The sequence below is a fragment of the Microcella alkaliphila genome, assembly GCF_002355395.1.
Classification (GTDB): Bacteria; Actinomycetota; Actinomycetes; order Actinomycetales; family Microbacteriaceae; genus Microcella; species Microcella alkaliphila_A.
On the sequence record NZ_AP017315.1, the window covers coordinates 747,573 to 762,323 of the forward strand.

Below are 14,751 nucleotides of genomic sequence, written 5' to 3' on the forward strand. Positions count from 1 at the left end.
CGGGCCTTTGACCCTCTCCACCACAGCGAAAACCGCCGGGAAACCGGCCCAACAGATGACCCGCCGGGCGGGCCCGAATGGAGCACCAGTGAGCATCACGGTCGTGAAGCGTGACGGCAGCCGCGAGCCGTACGACGCGAACAAGATCAACATCGCCATCGAGCACGCCGCCGAGGGGCTCGACCCGACCATCACGTGGGTCACCCAGATCGCCAGCGAGCTCGAGTTGACCCTGTTTGACGGCATCACGACCCAGCAGCTCGACGAGGCGGTGATCCAGGTCGCTCTGCAGAACGTCAAAGATGACCCCGCCTTCGACCAGGTCGCCGCGCGACTGCTGCTGAAGACCATCTACAAGCGCGTGCTGGGTGACTACACCGACGCCGCCGAGCTGAAGCGCCTGCACCGCGAGCACTTCCCCGCGACCATCGCGCGCGGTGTCGACGAGGCCCTGCTCGACCCCCGCTTCACCTCGGGGCTGTTCGACCTCGACGCCCTCGCAGCCGAGCTCGAGCCGGCGAACGACGAGCTGCTCAAGTACATCGGCGTCGTCACGCTCAACAACCGCTACGGCATCAAGGCCCGCAACAACGAGCCGCTTGAGGTGCCCCAATACTTCTGGATGCGCGTGGCGATGGGCCTGTCGCTCAACGAGGCGAACCCCACCGAGCACGCGATCGCCTTCTACAAGAAGATGTCGACGCTCGAGTACCTCGCCGCCGGCTCGACGCTCGTCAACGCAGGCACGAGCTATCCGCAGCTGTCGAACTGCTTCGTCATGGAGATGCACGACGACATCGAGCACATCGCCAAGAGCGTGCGTGACGTCATGTGGCTCACGAAGGGCACCGGCGGCATTGGCCTCTCGGTCACGAAGCTGCGCGCCCAGGGTTCGCCGATTCGCTCGAACAACACCACGTCGACCGGGCCGATCCCGTTCATGCACACGATCGACTCGGTGCTGCGGGCCGTCAGCCGCGGTGGCAAGAAGTTCGGTGCCCTGTGCTTCTACATGGAGAACTGGCACATGGACTTCCCCGAGTTCCTCGACCTGCGTCAGAACTCGGGCGACCCCTACCGCCGCACCCGCACCGCCAACACCGCCGTGTGGATCAGCGACGAGTTCATGAAGCGCGTGCAGAACGACGACGACTGGTACCTCTTCGACCCGCTCGAGGTCAGCGACCTCAACGAGCTGTACGGCAAAGAGTTCTCGAAGCGCTACGCCGAGTACGTGTCGATGGCCGAGCGTGGCGAAATCAACATGTTCAAGAAGATCGGCGCACGCGAGCAGTTCAAGCAGATCCTCATCTCGCTGCAGTCCACCAGCCACCCGTGGCTGACGTGGAAGGACACGATCAACAACCGTGCGATCAACAACAACACGGGCACGATCCACCTGTCGAACCTCTGCACCGAAATCTGTCTGCCGCAGGACCGCGACAACATCTCGGTCTGCAACCTCGCCTCGATCAACCTGAGTCGCCACTTCGCCGACGGCAAGGTTGACTTCGAGAAGATCGCCGAGAGCGCGAAGCTCGCCGTGCGTCAGCTCGACAACCTCATCGACATCACGGTGTCGAGCGTCGACGAGGCCGACCACGCCAACACGACGAACCGCGCCATCGGCCTGGGCGTCATGGGCTTCACCGACCTGGTCGAGAAGCTCGGCTACTCGTACGACTCGGAAGAGTCGTTCGAGCTGATCGACGAGATTATGGAGCACGTCTCGTACGCCGCGATCGAGGCCTCGGTCGAGCTCGCCAAAGAGCGCGGCGCCTACGACAACTTCGAGGGCAGCCGCTGGTCGCAGGGCCTTGTGCCGTTCGACACGATCGACCTCACCGAGGCCGACCGTGGCATCGAGGTGCAGGTCAACCGCACGACCCGTCTCGACTGGGACGCGCTGCGCGAGAAGGTGAAGGGGGGCGTGCGCAACGCGACCCTGATGGCGATCGCGCCCACCGCATCCATCGGTCTGGTTGCCGGCACGACGCCCGGTCTCGACCCGCAGTTCTCGCAGATCTTCAGCCGCTCGACCAGTTCGGGCAAGTTCCTCGAGGTTAACCGCAACCTCGTCGAGGCGCTCAAGTCGCAGGGTCTGTGGGAGCGTACGCGCGAGGCAATCCTGCGCAGCCAGGGCGACATTCAGGGCATCACCGAGATTCCCGAAGACGTGCGCGCTACCTACAAGACGAGCTTCCAGCTGTCGCCGTACGCCTTCCTCGAGGTCGCGGCTCGCGCCCAGAAGTGGATCGACCAGGCGATCAGCCGCAACATGTACCTCGAGACGCGCGACGTCGACGACATGGTCGACATCTACTCGGCCGCGTGGAAGAAGGGCGTCAAGACGACGTACTACCTGCACATGAAGCCGCGCCACACTGCCGAGCAGTCGACCGTCAAGGTCAACAAGTCGGAGGCGATCGGCGGCGGGCAGAAGAAGGGCTTCGGCGCGGCCGGTGGCTCCTCGGCCGCTCCGAGCGCAGAGCCGGCCGCGGCTCCCGCGCCAGCGCGCAAGGGCTTCGGCTTTGGCGGCGCCGCGAAGGCGAGCAACTGATGGGCCCGCACGACAGCGTCGACGGTTACGCCGTTCCGGTCGACCCGATGGACGACCTGCACTGCGAGAGCTGCCAGTAACCAGACCGTGAGATTCCCCGGATGCGCATCACGCGCATCCGGGGATCGTCACCATTCCAGACCCCCCGATCAATTCATTCCCGCATCACACTCAGAGAAGGAAGCGCACACCATGGGCATTCTCGGCACCGGAATTCAGGAGGGCCTCCTCCTGAAGCCCGTTACGTACAAGTGGGCGATGGACCTGTACGACCAGGCCGTTGCGAACACGTGGTTCCCCAACGAGGTTCAGCTTGGCGAAGACATCGCCGACTTCAAGAAGATGACCGACGAGGAGCGCCACGCGATCACGTTCCTCATGTCGTACTTCAACCCGAACGAGCTGCTCGTCAACAAGGCGCTCGCGTTCGGCGTCTACCCCTACGTCAAGGCTCCCGAGGCACACCTGTACCTCGCGAAGCAGATGTGGGAAGAGGCCAACCACTGCATGAGCTTCGAGTACGTGCTCGAGACCTTCCCCATCGACCGCGCTGCCGCCTACGACAGCCACGTCGACGTGCCGTCGATGGCGCGCAAGGAGGAGTTCGAGGTGAAGTTCATCAAGCGCATGACCGAAGACACGCTCGACATCACGACGACCGAGGGCAAGCAGGACTTCATCCGCAACCTCGTCGCGTACAACGTGATCCTCGAGGGCATCTGGTTCTACTCGGGCTTCATGGTGGCCCTGTCGTTCCGCCAGCGGAACCTCCTGCGCAACTTCGGCTCGCTCATCGACTGGATCGTGCGCGACGAGTCGCTGCACCTGAAGTTCGGCATCAACCTGATCCTCACGGTGCTGGAGGAGAACCCCGACCTGCAGACCGAGGAGTTCGCCGCAGAAATCCGCCAGATGATCCTCGACGCCGTCGAGATGGAGGAGGCGTACAACCACGACCTCCTGCCGAACGGCATCCTGGGCCTCAACGCCAACTACATCAACCAGTACGTGAAGTACCTGGCCGATCGTCGCCTGGAAGAGCTCGGCTTCGAGCCCGAGTACAACGTGGCGAACCCGGCCAAGTGGATGGCGACGGCGAACGACACCCTGCAGCTCGTGAACTTCTTCGAGTCGGTGAACACCTCCTACGAGGTGAACTCGGGCTCGAGCTCGCGCAGCTAGTCAGTTGTTGTCGTAGCTCTCGATCGAGCCGCCCGTGTCTCAGCCCTGCGACCTCCTGTTTACGAACGGGGTCGTGTGGCGCGGCACGGGCGGTTCGTCGTTGCCGGAGCGCCTCGACGTCGCCGTCTCCGACGGCGTCATCGTCGCGGTGGATGCTGATCTCGACACTCTGCGCGGGCCCGACACCGAGGTGGTCGATCTGGCGGGTGGCCTGCTGCACGCCGGGTTTGTCGACGCGCACATCCACCCCATCCAGGGTGGGCTCGAGCGACTGTCGTGTGACCTGAGCGAGGGGTCATCGGTGTCGGAGTACCTCGACATCGTCGCGCGCTTTGCCGTGGTGAACCCGCCTCGCGGCTGCGACGCTTCGCGCGCCTGGATCACCGGCGGCGGATGGGCCATGAGCGCCTTCCCGGGTGGCGCGCCCACGGCCGCCGAACTCGATGCAGTCGAGCCGATTCGCCCGGTGTTTCTGTACAACCGCGACCACCACGGCGCGTGGGCGAATTCGGCGGCGCTCGCCCTTGCCGGTATCACGGCCGAGACCCCCGACCCGGCCGACGGCCGCATCGAGCGGCTGCCCGACGGATCGCCGTCGGGAACCCTGCACGAGGGGGCCGCGAAGCTCGTCGCGGCGGTCGCGCCCGACCCGACGCCCGACGACGAGTTCGCAGCGCTGCTCGAGGCGCAGCGGTATGCGCTGAGCCTCGGCATCACCGGGTGGCAGGACGCGATTATCGGCAACTACTTCGGAGCCTCGGACACCGCGCTCGTCTACCGGCGCGCCCTCGATGAGGGGCGACTTTTCGTCGACGTGACGGGCGCGCTCTGGTGGGACCGCGACCGCGGGGTCGAGCAGGTGCCCGAGTTGGTCGCCCGGCGCGAGGCGCTCGTCGCGGCGCTCGGGGAGGGCGCCCGCTTCCGCCTCCCGGCCGTGAAGATCATGGCCGACGGCGTGGTCGAGAACGGTACGGCGTCGATGCTTGAGCCGTACCTGGGCGACGTGGCGAGCCCCGAGCATCCCCACGGCATCGCATTCGTCGGCGGGCAGGCACTGGTCGACGCGATCGTCGCGCTTGACGCGGCGGGCTTCTCGGCCCACGTGCACGTGATCGGCGACCGGGCGGTGCGCGACGCCCTCGACGGCTTCGCGGCCGCGCGCGAGCGCAACGGCTGGAGCACCCCCGGCCGCCACCACCTGGCGCACCTGCAGTTCGTGCACCCCGACGATGTGGCGCGCTTCGCCGCGCTCGGCGTGACGGCGAACATGCAGGCGTTGTGGGCGTGCAACGAGCCGCAGATGCGCGAGCTGACGGTGCCGATCGTGGGGCCGCAGCGCGCCGCGACCCAGTACCCGTTCGCGTCGATCCTGCGTCAGCAACCGGTGGGCGCGCCGGTGTCCGCCGCCCCGCGCCTGTGCGCCGGCAGCGACTGGCCGGTGTCGACTCCCGAGCCGTGGCAGGCAATCCACGTGGCGGTGAATCGCACGCTGCCAGCGAATGACCCCGAGCACGACCCGGAGCCGCTGCTGCCGCACGAGGCGCTGACGCTGGCTGAGGCCCTGCAGGCGTACACTGCCGGCTCCGCGTGGATCACGGGCCGCGGCCCCGCCGATCCGGTGGTGGATGCGCGCGGTCGCGTCGCGCGCGGCGCGGGCGTCATCGAGGTGGGCGCCGTCGCGGACCTCGTCGCGACCGACCGCGACCCGTTCGCGGGGCCGGCGGGGAGCATCCACGCGACGCGGAACGTCGGCACCTGGGTCGCGGGCCGCCGCGTGTTCGGCTGAACTGCGGCGCCTCTCCTCGTTCCTCCACAGTGAAGTGCTACCGTGTAGCACATGGACCGGATCGGAGTACGCGAGCTGCGGCAGTATGCCAGCAAGTACCTTGATCGCGTGAAGCGCGGCGAGTCGATCGAGGTGACCGAGCGCGGGGTTCCCATCGCGGTCATCGGGCCGCTGCCGATGGTGAAGAAGTCGAGTGTGCAGCAACTGACCGATGAAGGGCTTCTGACACCTGGCCGTGGCGCTCTCGCCGCCTGGCTCGCCGCGAATCCTCCGACGCGCGTTGGTGAGGAGCTCCCCGGGCCCTCGATCGCTCAGGTTCTTGACGAGCAGCGTGAAGAGCGGTTTTAGGTGCTCTACCTCGACACCTCCGCAGTGGTGAAGCTTCTGATCGCCGAGAATGAATCTCTCGCCCTGCGGGACTACATCGGCGACCGGGAGTGGGTTTCTAGCGCACTGCTCCGGACAGAGCTCATCCGGGCGCTTGCTCGCGTCGACCCGTCAGTCGTGCCGCGGGCGCTCGACCTGCTCGAACGGCCCGGTCTCCTGACCGTCGGAACACGCGTGCTCGACACGGCGGCGCGACTCTCGCCGCCATCGCTGCGCAGCCTCGACGCGATTCACCTCGCCAGCGCGCAGGAGCTTCGCGACGAGCTGACGGCATTCGTTGCCTACGACGACCGGTTGCTGGCCGCGGCGTCCTCGTTGGGGATGCGCACCGCATCGCCGGCTCCGTAGTCAGCAGCACGCAATGTTCGCCGTCTCCGGCACGTTCGCGGACGGCTCAGCTCAGCTCAGCGTCGGCGGGTTTACGGGGTTTGCGGCGGTGTGTGTCGCGGTGATCCTGGTCAGCCTGCTCACGGCAAAACTGCGGCCGGGGAGCCGCGCCGTCACTCCGTGAGGGCCTCAAGGCGACCGCCGTGCGGTGCCGCGAGCCCAAGCGCTTGGCCGTCGAGAGCGAGGACGAACAGGCGTTCGGCGCGTTCGTGGTCGGCTGGCGGAACCCGAACGTTGGACATCACGTCCCGCCCCTCGAGGCTGATGACGTGGTCGGCGAGCTGCCGTAGGGACGCGGCCGCGCGCATCCGGTCGTCGGGGGAGAGGTAGGCGAAGACGGCGCTGTGCACGACCACGAGCGTCGCGTCGTCCGGAGCATCGGCGACGAGAGCCGTGAGGTCGTCGCGCAGGTCGCCGCGCGTGATCGACGGGCGCGCCGCGGCCACCGTCTGCAGTGCTCGGTCGAGACGCTCTCGGCGCTCGGTGTGCTCGGGCCAGACAAGTGTCTTGAGCCAGGCCACCTCGTCGCGGTCGTCGAGCGAAACCGGGTTGAGGTCGATGCCATGTCGCCACACGATGTCGGGCATGGAAGTGGGAGCGTCGATACCCCGCAACTCGCAGGTCATCGTCACGTACCCGGCGTCGCGTCGGGGCACGAGCTCTGACGTCGTTCCGTCAGCGTCGAATACATACCGGTAGTAATCGGGCACCAGGCAGGTGCCGGCGGCGGCCCCCAGCTCCAGCAGAGCGATCGGCCCCGGGATGCGCGCGAGCGCGACGGCGAGGTACGCGCTGCGGGCGGCTTCGTTGGTCTGTGTGGACCGAGAGATCACCGTGTCGCGCACGGCGGCCCAGTGCGCGCTGAGCCAATGCACGAGTGCGTCGGCCTCTGATGGTGCGCCGTGCCAGCGCGCAGCCGCGAACACCAGATTGGGCTGCTTTTTCCCGGCCGGGAGAGCGTCGATGAGGTTGATCAGCGCGTCGTTCGCCGCAATCGCGCGCGCCCACGCGGCATACTGCGCGCTCAAGCCGTCAGCCTCGACGCGGGCCCAGCGATCCCACCTGCTCACCAGTGAATTCATCCGGCAACCGTAGCGACCGACGTCTACCCCGCGAGCGCCTTCCGCACCCTCTGCACCGAGATGCGCCCGTGCGGCCCGAGTGGCTGGGCGAAGAGCGACAGGCGTAGCTCCTCGAGCATCCACCGCACCGTGACCAGGTTGGCACGTGCGTCCGCCGCGAGCGGCAACACCCCGCCCGCCTGCCCGAACAGGTGCAGTGCCGACTCGAACTCGGTCTGACCGGCGCGGTCGCGGCCCGGGTTGTCGGCCAGCTTCTCCACCCGGTGCACGATGCCGCGCAGGTAGACGACCAGCCGCGGCAGGCGCTCGAGCCCCGTGCGGCCGATGAAGCCGTCAAACACCAGCTGCCCCAGCTGCGCGCGGCAGTCGGCCAGCGGTGCCATGAGCGACAGCGACGAGCTCCGGCTGATCGCGACGTCCGCCTCGCGGGCTGCCGCCAAGACGGATGCTGCCGTCGCCACGATCCGGAACAGGCGATCCGGCAACCCCCGGTTCACCGCGTCGCGGACCGACTCGAAGTCGGCGCGCGTCCACGGCAGCTCGCCGCGAGCATCCAATTCGGCGTCGATGACGGCGCGCAGCGCGTCGTCGATCAGCGCCGCCGTCGACCGGTACGGGGAGGCCGCCAGCGACAGCTTCTCGGCGTGGGTCAGGTGCTCCTGCACGTAGCTCAGCGGCGACGGCACGGCCAGCTGCACGAGGCGCCGCACTCCCGCCCGGTGGGCTCGCAGCTGGTCGTCGACCGACACCTGCAGGCGCAGCGCGACCGCTGCACCCTCGTCGACGAGCGCCGGATACCCGCGGATCGTCGTCTCGGCCCGCCGCACCTCCACCTGTCGGGGCACGGTGCCGCCCTCGCCGACCGTGTCGTCCCAGACGGTGATGCCGCCGCGCTCGATCGGAGCCCGGGCCGCCGCCGTCGCCACGCGCGCCACCGAGTCGCGGGTGCGGCTCTTCAACTTCGCCTGCAGCGACCCCAGGTCGGTGCCGCGCGCAAGCCGCCGGCCGCGGTCGTCGACGACGGCGTAGCCCATGCGCAGGTGCGCGGGCAGGCGCTCGAGATCGAAGTCGTCGGGCTCGACCGGCGTGAACGTCTGCCGGCGAATCTCGCGCGCCAGAAACTCGGTGATGCGCAGCTCGCGCAGGTCGGCGCCGTCGGGCACCTCCGCCAGCAGCCGCGTCGCCCAGTCGGCGGCAGGCACCACGTTGCGCCGAACCGACTTCGGCAGCGTCTTGATGAGCGCCGTCACGAGCTCGTGGCGCAGGCCCGGCACCAGCCAGTCGAAGCCGGCGTCGTCGAGTCGCGGCAACAGCGGCAGCGGCACCGTGACCGTCACGCCGTCGTCGACACTGCCGGGCTCGAAGCGATAGCCGACACTCAGTGTCTGATCGCCGAGCGTCAGCCGGGTCGGGTACGCGTCGTCGTCGCCCTGCGGAAGCTCCTCCGCGTCGACGAGGTCGCCTCTTGTCAGCGTGAGCAGATCGGGATGCTCGCGGCGCGCATCCCGCCACCACCGTTCAAAGCGGCGCACGTCGGTCACGTCGTCGGGCAGTTTCTCGTCGTAGAAGTCGACGAGCTTCTCGTCGTCGAGCAGGATGTCGCGGCGACGCTGCCGCTCCTCGAGTTTTTCGAGCTCGCGGCGCAGCTGCGCGTTCGTGCGGTGGAACGCGGTAAGGCGCTTGTCGAGGCGCGAAGTGTCCCAGTCGCCCTCGACGAGCGCGTGGCGAATGAACAGCTCGCGGGCGAGCGGCGCGTCGATGCGGGCCAGCTGCGCGCGGCGGCGCGGCACGATGGGCACGCCGAACAGCGTGACCTTCTCGTCGACGACGGCGGAGCCCTGGCGCTTCTCCCACCGCGGCTCGCTGTACTGCCGCTTCACGAGGTGGGCGGCGAGAGGCTCGGCCCACGCGGGGTCGATCTGCGCGACCGTGCGGGCAAACAGCCGGCTGGTCTCGACAAGTTCGGCGGCCATCACAGCGGCCGGCTGCTTTTTCGCCAGCCCCGAGCCGGGGAAGATCACGAAGCGACGCTGCCGCGCGCCCAGGTACTCCCGACCGCGGGCGGCGCGGCCGGGGGAGCGGCCGTCGCGACCCTTATTCGTCGAGGTCGGGCTGCCCGCGTCACGGTCGTCGCGCAAGCCGATGTGGCTGAGCAGGCCTGAGAGCAAGGCGCGGTGGATGGCGTCGGCGTCGCTCGTCTCCGGCATCGCGCCGCCGCGTACCGCGTCTTTCGGCAGCAGGCGCCTGACTTGCCTCTCGACGTCCTGCCACTCGCGAATGCGCAGGTAGTTGAGGAACTCGCCGCGCACCTCGCGCCGGAACGCGTTGCCGCTCAGCTCTTTCTGCCGCCGCTGCAGATGCTTCCAGAGGTTCAGAAGGGTGATGAAGTCGCTCGTCGGGTCGCGGAATCGCCCGTGCAGCTGGTCGGCCTTCTCGCGATGCTCGGCGGGCCGCTCGCGCGGGTCTTGAATGCTCAGCCCCGCCACGATCGCGATGACCTCGCGCGCGACACCGAGTTTCTGCGCCTCGACGACCATGCGCGCATACCGCGGGTCAAGTGGCAGCGGCGCGATCGCCCGGCCGACGTGGGTGATGCGCAGCTCGTCGCCGCGCTTGTCGATCGCGCCGAGCTCGAGCAGCAGGTCGACGCCGTCCTTCACCCCGCGCTTGTCGGGTGGCTGCAGGAAGGGGAAGCGTTCGATGTCGCCGAGCCCGAGCGAGATCATCTGCAGGATCACCGCCGCGAGGTTCGTGCGCAGAATCTCGGGGTCGGTGAACGCGGGCCGCTTGTCGAAGTCGAGCTGCGAGTACAGCCGGATCGCAATGCCGTCACTGGTGCGCCCCGCGCGGCCGGAGCGTTGGTTGGCGCTCGCCTGCGAGATCGGTTCGATCGGCAGGCGCTGCACCTTCGCCCGCGCCGAGTAGCGCGAGATGCGGGCCGTGCCGGTGTCGACGACGCTGCGGATTCCCGGCACCGTCAGGCTCGTCTCGGCGACGTTCGTCGCGAGAATGATGCGGCGATGGATGCCCGGGGCCGGCCTTTCGAAAACACGGTGCTGTTCGGCGGCCGACAACCGGCCGTAGAGCGGCAACACCTCGGTGGCGGCGCCTCGCGGTCCGCGTTTCTGGAAGTGGCCGCGGAGCGCGTCTGCCGCATCCCGGATCTCGTTCTCGCCGCTGAAGAAGACGAGCACGTCGCCGTCGGTGTCGCGCTCGAGCTCGTCGACGGCGGCGATGACGCCCTCGATCATGTCGATGGCGTCGTCGGGGGTGCTGGGGGCGTCGGCGCCGTCCGACTCGTCGCCGTCGTCGCCCGGCACGTCGGCGTCGGGCACGAGCGGCCGGTACCGAATTTCGACCGGGTAGGTGCGCCCGCTCACCTCGATGATCGGTGCGGGCGTCCCGTCGCCGGCCGCGAAGTGCTTGGCGAAGCTCTCGGGGTCGATCGTCGCCGAGGTGATGACGAGCTTCAGGTCGGGGCGGCGGGGGAGGAGCTGTTTGAGGTAGCCGAGCAAGAAGTCGATGGTGAGCGAGCGCTCGTGCGCCTCGTCGATGATGATCGCGTCGTAGCGGTTCAGCTCGCGGTCTCCGCGGAGCGCCGCGAGCAGGATGCCGTCGGTCATCAGCGTCAGCCGCGTCGCGTCGGTGACTTCGTCGGTGAAGCGCACCTTGTAGCCGACGGTCTCGCCGACGCGGGTGCCGAGCTCCTCGGCGACGCGCTCGGCGATGGTGCGCGCGGCGATGCGCCGCGGCTGTGTATGGGCGATGCGCTCGTAGCCCAGTTCGAGCAGCATCTTCGGCAGCTGCGTCGTCTTGCCCGAGCCGGTCTCGCCGGCGACGATCACGACCTGGTTGTCGCGCAGAGCCTCGAGGATGTCGTCGCGCCGCTGCGACACCGGCAGGTCCGGTGGGTAGTGGATGCGCGGGGCGGCTCCCGGCGCGGCGGCGGCAATCATCAGCCCTCCAGTCTATGGCGGGGTGTCTGCGCTGACGACGCAGAGTGCTCACTCGCAAAGTCTGTTGACACGAAAAGTAGTTTGCATTACAAAGTAAGTATGGGGAACACGAACAACAGCCCAGACGACCGGCGCGACGACCTTGAGGACGAACTCGCCGACCCGGCAGCGGCGCTCGGGCTGATTCGCGAGCAGCAGGCCGAGGTCGCACGGCGCCAGATTTCGGGCGTGCCCTGGATTCTCGGCGTGTGGGGCGTTGCGTGGAGCGTCGGCTTCCTCGCTCTATGGTCGGGTTACGCGGGAGGTAACCCGTGGTTTCAGTTGCCTCTGAGCCTGGCCGGCGGCATCTTCGGCGTCCTGATCCTCACGGCAATCGTCACGTCGGCGGTCATTGGGGCCCGGCTTGATCGCGGCATCGAGGGCTCGTCTGCTTTCCCGGGTGCCGTCTACGGTCTCAGCTGGATGCTCGGCTCGATCTTCGTCTTCGCGGTCGGCATCGCGCTCAACCGAGCTGGCGCCGACTCGATGCTGTTATCGCTCTACTACCCAGCCGCGTACACACTCGTCGCCGGCCTCATCTACCTGATGGGGGCCGCTCTGTGGCGGTCCATGGATCAATTGATCTTGGGCGTCATCATCCTGATCGCCGCGGCCATCGCCCCGTTTTTCGGTGCCCCGACCAACAACCTCGTGATGGCCCTCCTTGGCGGCGGCTCCTTCCTCATCGCCGGCCTCGTCATGCACCTGAACCTGCGGCGGGGGAGAGTCGCGTGACCGACCTCGATCCGGTCATCCACGCCGCCGCGCGCCTGCGCATCTCGGCGACGCTCGCGAGCCTCGAGGAGGGCGACCGCATCACCTTCCCCCGCCTGCAAGAGCTGCTCGACATGACTGCCGGCAACCTGTCGACGCACCTGCGAAAGCTCGAAGACGCCGAGTACGTCGTCGTCGAGAAGACCCACAAGGGCCGCACGCCCGTCACCTACGTTGCCCTTACCCGTCGCGGTCGCCGCGCGTTCGAGGACTACACCGACACCCTCCGCTCACTGTTGGGAGACAGCGCATGACCACCCCACCCCTTGCCCGCCTTGTCGGCGCGACCCGCCGCTTCGGCGACTTGACCGCCCTCGACGACGTCACGCTCGACGTGCACGCCGGCGAGCTGATCGGCTTGCTCGGCCCGAACGGCGCCGGCAAGTCGACCCTGCTGAGCCTCGTGCAGGGCCGCCGGCGCCCCTCGGCCGGCACCGTCGAATTGTTCGGCGGCTCGCCGAGCGACGCGGCCGCGCGCGTGCGGCTCGGCAGCACCCCGCAGGAAACGGCGCTGCCCGACACCCTGCGCGTCGGCGAGGTCGTCGATCTGGTCGCCGCCCACTATCCCGACCGGGTGCCGACCGCGGAGCTTGCCGACGAGTTCGGTTTCGCCGACCTGCTGCGCCGTCAGTGCGGCGCGCTGTCGGGCGGCCAAAAGCGTCGCATCTCGGTCTCCCTCGCGTTCGTGGGCCGCCCGAAACTGGTGCTGCTCGATGAGCCGACGACGGGGCTCGACGTCGATGCACGTCACACCCTCTGGAGCGCGATTCGGCGCCACCACGCAGCCGGCACCACGGTCGTCGTGACGAGCCACTACCTGGAAGAGATCGAGGCGCTCGCCGAGAGGGTCATCGTGATCGACCACGGCCGCGTGCTCGCCGACGACACGCTCGGCGCGGTCCGTGACCGCGTCATGTCGGCGGTCGTCGAACTGGCGTCGCCGGAACCTGTGCGGGTCGCCGCGCTGCCGCACGTCGTGCGCGACGAGGTGGTGGGGGAGGGGGTCCGCCGCCGCTGGCCGCGTGCGCCTCACCGTTGACGACGCCGACGCGTTCGTGCGCGAGCTCGTCACGAGCGGTGCGCCCTTTGAACGCCTGACCGTGCGCGGCGCTTCCCTCGAGGAAGCCTTCCTCGCCCTCACTCTCAGCGACCAGGCGGCCCCGGCCGCCGCGACCGATCGGAGCGCATCATGACCTCGACCGCCACCCGCCCGACTGACGCGCCCCGTGCATCCACCGTGCCGGCGCTGCCGCTGTATGTGATGCACCTGCGGATGCTCGTGATCGAGACCCTGCGCGTGCCCATCGCGGTGATTGGCACCATGGCGTTCCCGGCGCTGAGCCTGCTGTTCTTCGTGGTGCCGAACCGTGCCGTCGCCGACGACCCGGTGCTCGCGACGCAGGCGGTGCTCGGCCTGGCAGTGTTCGCGGTCATGGTGAGCGCGCTGTTCAACTTGGGGCTGACGGTTGCCGAGAATCGCGAAAAGCCGTGGGATCCGTACCTGCGCAGCCTGCCGCTGCCGGCGATGGTGCGCATTACGGCCCAGATCTCGTCCACTGCGGTCTTCAGCTTCTTGGCGATCGTGCCGGTGCTCATCGTCGGCGCGGTCGCGACCGAGGCGAGCGTGTCGGCGGTAGGGCTGGCAGCGGGACTCGTCGCGCTGGCGGTGACGAGCATCCCGTTCTTGCTGCTGGGTGCCTCGATCGGCTACGCCTTCTCGTCGAAGGCGGCGATCGCGGTGATCCAGGTCGGCATGTTCGGCTTCGCGTTCGGCGGTGGGCTGTTCTTCCCGCCCCAGTTCTTCCCCGAGTGGCTCGAGGCGCTGTCGCGTTTCTTCCCCTCGAGGCACGCGCGCGAGCTGACGCTCGCCGCGGTCGAGGGAACGACCCCCGAACTGTGGATGCTCGCGGGCGCGATTGCCTGGACGCTCGGCACCGCGCTGCTCGCCCTCTGGCTGTACCGCCGGGACGAGGGGCGTCGCTACCGCTGAGTGCGTAACCGAGCCTCGCGATGCCGGACCGCTGCTCTTCGCCGCGTCACACCATTCTCACGCGCCGATGCCGAGGAATGAGAGCCCGGCGCTGGCGAGGATGGCGGCGGTGATGCACCAGGCGGCGGTGCCTGCTCCCACCCACAGTGAGGTCACGCGTGCGTTGACTCCCATCGAGACGGCGAGCACGGCAGACAGTTGCGTGCCCAGTCCTATCGGCCCGAGGAGTGCGAGGCCGGGCATACCCCACCGCTCCATCACGCGCTGAGCCCGGCGGGCGCGCGACGTGGGCTGAGGGTCATTGGCACTGTCGTCCGCGGCGTCGGCGCGCCCGCGTCGTTTGCGGTTCCTCCACCACTGGCGGATCTTCTGGCCGTAGACCGCCGCGAGAACGATGGTCAGGAGGTTGCCGGACAAACCAGCGATGACCACGGCCACAGGATTGAGGCCGGCCACGATGCCCGCGGGAATCACGATGACTGCCTCCAGCCACGGCAGGGCTCCGCCGATGAAGATGCCCAGTAGCCCGGTCAGTTCCGCAATCACGGGATTACTGTACCACGTGGTAAACTAATCGGCGAGCGATGGGGAGCTCTTAGGCTGGCTGA

Annotated in this window: 14 protein-coding genes; 11 read left to right on the plus strand and 3 right to left on the minus strand. The window is 68.4% G+C overall.

The window, feature by feature from the left end:
* The first annotated feature begins 88 nt into the window (after nt 1–88).
* The 6 genes from CPY97_RS03635 (at nt 89) to CPY97_RS13385 (ending at nt 6,426) form a co-directional block, all read left to right on the plus strand.
* Nucleotides 89–2,560 carry a ribonucleoside-diphosphate reductase subunit alpha gene (locus tag CPY97_RS03635; RefSeq protein ID WP_173826860.1) on the plus strand — a complete coding sequence of 824 codons (2,472 nt, stop codon included), beginning with the start codon at nt 89–91 and terminating at the stop codon, nt 2,558–2,560.
* A gap of 192 nt (nt 2,561–2,752) precedes the next feature.
* Nucleotides 2,753–3,742, plus strand: coding sequence for a ribonucleotide-diphosphate reductase subunit beta (locus CPY97_RS03645; protein WP_096420836.1), 990 nt, complete (start codon nt 2,753–2,755; stop codon nt 3,740–3,742).
* Nucleotides 3,743–3,776: 34 nt separating this feature from the next.
* The gene (locus tag CPY97_RS03650; RefSeq protein ID WP_197702248.1) at nt 3,777–5,528 is read left to right on the plus strand and encodes an amidohydrolase; all 1,752 of its coding nucleotides are present in this window, start codon (nt 3,777–3,779) and stop codon (nt 5,526–5,528) included.
* A 51-nt stretch (nt 5,529–5,579) separates the two neighbouring features.
* Nucleotides 5,580–5,876 carry a type II toxin-antitoxin system Phd/YefM family antitoxin gene (locus CPY97_RS03655; protein ID WP_096420838.1) on the plus strand — a complete coding sequence of 99 codons (297 nt, stop codon included), beginning with the start codon at nt 5,580–5,582 and terminating at the stop codon, nt 5,874–5,876.
* On the plus strand, nt 5,877–6,263 hold the full coding sequence (locus CPY97_RS03660) for a type II toxin-antitoxin system VapC family toxin (protein ID WP_096420839.1): 387 nt from the start codon (nt 5,877–5,879) through the stop codon (nt 6,261–6,263).
* 13 nt (nt 6,264–6,276) lie between these two features.
* The gene (locus CPY97_RS13385; protein WP_161494058.1) at nt 6,277–6,426 is read left to right on the plus strand and encodes a hypothetical protein; all 150 of its coding nucleotides are present in this window, start codon (nt 6,277–6,279) and stop codon (nt 6,424–6,426) included.
* On the opposite strand, the gene CPY97_RS03665 is transcribed toward CPY97_RS13385, so the two are convergent.
* Together CPY97_RS03665 and hrpA are read right to left on the minus strand one after the other, a co-directional pair.
* A complete protein-coding gene (locus CPY97_RS03665) occupies nt 6,416–7,384 on the minus strand; it encodes a DUF2332 domain-containing protein (RefSeq protein ID WP_096420840.1) in 969 nt (322 codons plus the stop codon). The genes CPY97_RS13385 and CPY97_RS03665 overlap by 11 nt on opposite strands.
* 23 nt (nt 7,385–7,407) lie before the next feature.
* Nucleotides 7,408–11,340: an ATP-dependent RNA helicase HrpA gene (hrpA, locus tag CPY97_RS03670; RefSeq protein ID WP_096420841.1), complete on the minus strand. Its 3,933-nt coding sequence runs from the start codon at nt 11,338–11,340 to the stop codon at nt 7,408–7,410.
* 99 nt (nt 11,341–11,439) lie between these two features.
* On the opposite strand from hrpA, the gene CPY97_RS03675 reads away from it, so the two are divergent.
* From CPY97_RS03675 to CPY97_RS03690, 5 genes are read left to right on the plus strand one after another with little or no spacing between them, the layout of a single operon-like run.
* The gene (locus CPY97_RS03675) at nt 11,440–12,114 is read left to right on the plus strand and encodes a hypothetical protein (protein WP_096420842.1); all 675 of its coding nucleotides are present in this window, start codon (nt 11,440–11,442) and stop codon (nt 12,112–12,114) included.
* Entirely contained in the window at nt 12,111–12,407 is a 297-nt protein-coding gene (locus tag CPY97_RS03680) for a transcriptional regulator (protein ID WP_096420843.1), read from the plus strand. The genes CPY97_RS03675 and CPY97_RS03680 overlap by 4 nt, the downstream gene beginning before the upstream one ends.
* Nucleotides 12,404–13,192 carry an ABC transporter ATP-binding protein gene (locus CPY97_RS03685; RefSeq protein WP_231924025.1) on the plus strand — a complete coding sequence of 263 codons (789 nt, stop codon included), beginning with the start codon at nt 12,404–12,406 and terminating at the stop codon, nt 13,190–13,192. The genes CPY97_RS03680 and CPY97_RS03685 overlap by 4 nt, the downstream gene beginning before the upstream one ends.
* Nucleotides 13,176–13,346 (plus strand): hypothetical protein, encoded by a 171-nt coding sequence (locus tag CPY97_RS13655; protein WP_231924026.1) that lies wholly within the window; start codon nt 13,176–13,178, stop codon nt 13,344–13,346. The genes CPY97_RS03685 and CPY97_RS13655 overlap by 17 nt, the downstream gene beginning before the upstream one ends.
* Nucleotides 13,343–14,143 (plus strand): ABC transporter permease, encoded by an 801-nt coding sequence (locus tag CPY97_RS03690; RefSeq protein ID WP_096420844.1) that lies wholly within the window; start codon nt 13,343–13,345, stop codon nt 14,141–14,143. The genes CPY97_RS13655 and CPY97_RS03690 overlap by 4 nt, the downstream gene beginning before the upstream one ends.
* 57 nt (nt 14,144–14,200) lie before the next feature.
* On the opposite strand, the gene CPY97_RS03695 is transcribed toward CPY97_RS03690, so the two are convergent.
* The gene (locus CPY97_RS03695) at nt 14,201–14,689 is read right to left on the minus strand and encodes a small multi-drug export protein (RefSeq protein WP_096420845.1); all 489 of its coding nucleotides are present in this window, start codon (nt 14,687–14,689) and stop codon (nt 14,201–14,203) included.
* Nucleotides 14,690–14,751: the final 62 nt, after the last annotated feature.

Excerpts from the sequence above, each read along its gene's own strand:
- CPY97_RS03645 (WP_096420836.1), top strand. The coding sequence starts at position 2,753 with ATGGGCATTCTCGGCACCGGAATTCAGGAGGGCCTCCTCCTGAAGCCC.
- CPY97_RS03655 (WP_096420838.1), top strand. The coding sequence starts at position 5,580 with ATGGACCGGATCGGAGTACGCGAGCTGCGGCAGTATGCCAGCAAGTAC.
- CPY97_RS13385 (WP_161494058.1), top strand. The coding sequence starts at position 6,277 with ATGTTCGCCGTCTCCGGCACGTTCGCGGACGGCTCAGCTCAGCTCAGC.
- CPY97_RS03665 (WP_096420840.1), bottom strand. The coding sequence starts at position 7,384 with ATGAATTCACTGGTGAGCAGGTGGGATCGCTGGGCCCGCGTCGAGGCT.
- hrpA (WP_096420841.1), bottom strand. The coding sequence starts at position 11,340 with ATGATTGCCGCCGCCGCGCCGGGAGCCGCCCCGCGCATCCACTACCCA.
- CPY97_RS03675 (WP_096420842.1), top strand. The coding sequence starts at position 11,440 with ATGGGGAACACGAACAACAGCCCAGACGACCGGCGCGACGACCTTGAG.
- CPY97_RS03685 (WP_231924025.1), top strand. The coding sequence starts at position 12,404 with ATGACCACCCCACCCCTTGCCCGCCTTGTCGGCGCGACCCGCCGCTTC.
- CPY97_RS03690 (WP_096420844.1), top strand. The coding sequence starts at position 13,343 with ATGACCTCGACCGCCACCCGCCCGACTGACGCGCCCCGTGCATCCACC.